Source organism: Phaeovibrio sulfidiphilus (assembly GCF_014861485.1).
In the GTDB taxonomy this organism is placed as follows: domain Bacteria; phylum Pseudomonadota; class Alphaproteobacteria; order Rhodospirillales; family Rhodospirillaceae; genus Phaeovibrio; species Phaeovibrio sulfidiphilus.
Genome location: NZ_JACZHT010000017.1, coordinates 1 through 1,581, shown reverse-complemented (window position 1 = coordinate 1,581; position 1,581 = coordinate 1). Strand labels below are relative to the sequence as shown.

3 protein-coding genes are annotated in these 1,581 nt (G+C 66.6%); 2 read left to right on the top strand and 1 reads right to left on the bottom strand.

Going from position 1 to position 1,581, the window contains the following annotated elements:
- The coding region (locus IHV25_RS10215; RefSeq protein ID WP_192535023.1) for a hypothetical protein at positions 1–245 on the bottom strand (245 nt) is incomplete at its 3' end.
- 219 nt (positions 246–464) lie between these two features.
- On the opposite strand from IHV25_RS10215, the gene IHV25_RS10210 reads away from it, so the two are divergent.
- On the top strand, positions 465–806 hold the full coding sequence (locus IHV25_RS10210) for an HMA2 domain-containing protein (RefSeq protein ID WP_192535022.1): 342 nt from the start codon (positions 465–467) through the stop codon (positions 804–806).
- A gap of 35 nt (positions 807–841) precedes the next feature.
- The coding region (locus IHV25_RS10205; RefSeq protein WP_192535021.1) for a hypothetical protein at positions 842–1,581 on the top strand (740 nt) is incomplete at its 3' end.

Genomic DNA, 1,581 nt, shown 5'->3' with positions numbered 1-1,581 from the left:
CCCGAGGCCCGGCCCCGCCGGTGCGTCTGGTACATCAGCATCACACCCGTCACCGTCACCGCGCCCAGGGACACCAGCATGCCCTTCTTCGCGAGGTCACGCTGCCTCCTCAGGTCCGAGGAGGGCGTCCCTTTGGCCGCCCGGGGAACTGTCTCGGGGACCGTCTCGGGAACCGTCGCACCCGCCCTGGCCGGCACTTTCGCCGGCACCGCGACCTGCGTCTTCCCGTCCGCACCCTTGCTCATGGGATCATCCTTTTTCAAAGAACACACGCCCTGTGTATGCTACCCGCACTGGTAAACAGACACAGGATTTTTCGCCCCAGCGCTGCAATCTTCCTTGAAGATGAACGCGTCAGACGATTGACTGTAATGATAGTTATCCTGAATATGACTTGCAAAGCATTTTCAACGGGAGGATACTCCAGACTTCGTGCAGACCCAAGACAAGGGCAGAAACATTCCATGCAAACCACTCTGCCGGGGCTCCGGGCTTTTCTCGATTTCCTGATCGATGTCCGCCCTGACCTGTCCATTCCCCACAGCCTTCCGGGACGCATCCGACTCCAGCTTGCACTGGCCGGCATCGGGAAGGCCGCACGCCACGATCTGTCCCTGAGCGTTGCCGATCTCGACCGGGTTGCCGGTATCGAGGAGGTCCGGGTCAACACCATGGCCCGGTCCCTGGTCATCTCCTACGACCCGAGACAGATCCCCGACTCTTTTTGGGAGCAGTGCCTGAGCGTACCCGACGAGGATCTTCCGGATCTCGTCATGCAGACCCTGCGTCCGCGCGCCGCTCCCTGAGGCGTCCACACTGTAGTAAAAAAGGATCCCCATTCATGGCAAAAAACGATAAATCCGCCGAGAACGCCCAGGGCCCCTGGGGCCCGTACGCCCCCTGGGGCCAGCCCCCCGTCTGGGCCGGAGCCCCCGCTCCCTGGGCCGCAGGCCCGGCGGCCGGCTTCCCCGGCGGAGCCCCCCACTGGCCGTGGCCCGGCCCCTGGGGACAGGGCGCCCACCCGGAAACCCCGCACCATGACCCCTCCATGGCCCGCGGCCCCCAGCAGCAGCCCCACAGCCACGACACCGCGGCCGCCGGCGGCTGCTCGTCGTCCAGCCACAGCGCGCCCGCCGACAGCACCCACAGCTGCGGCTCCAGCTCGGGCTCGGGCTCCAGCCACTCCCACGCGCCGGCCGCGCCCCAGGGCGGAATGCCCTTCGGTCCCCAGGGAATGCCCATGGGCGGCCCCCAGGGCATGCCCTACGGCCCCATGGGCTACGGCGGAGCCCCCCAGGGCTACTACGGTGCGCCCCAGGGATACGGATCGTGGGGCAGCTCCTGGACCCAGCATGACTGGACCCGCGGCTGGCTGCACTTCCAGAACCCCTCCTACGTCAAGGGCATGATCGTCGGCGCCGTCGCCGCCGCCGTCATCACCAACCCCACGGCGCAGAAGAAAACCATGCAGACCCTCGCCTCCATCTGGGGAATGCTCCAGGGCGGCGTCGAGGAGCTCAAGGAGCGATTCCGCGACATGGAAGCCGAAATGGAGGCCGCAGCACGCGCCGCAGCCGACAA

Coding starts and splice junctions, on each gene's coding strand:
- IHV25_RS10210 (WP_192535022.1), top strand. CDS start 465: ATGCAAACCACTCTGCCGGGGCTCCGGGCTTTTCTCGATTTCCTGATC.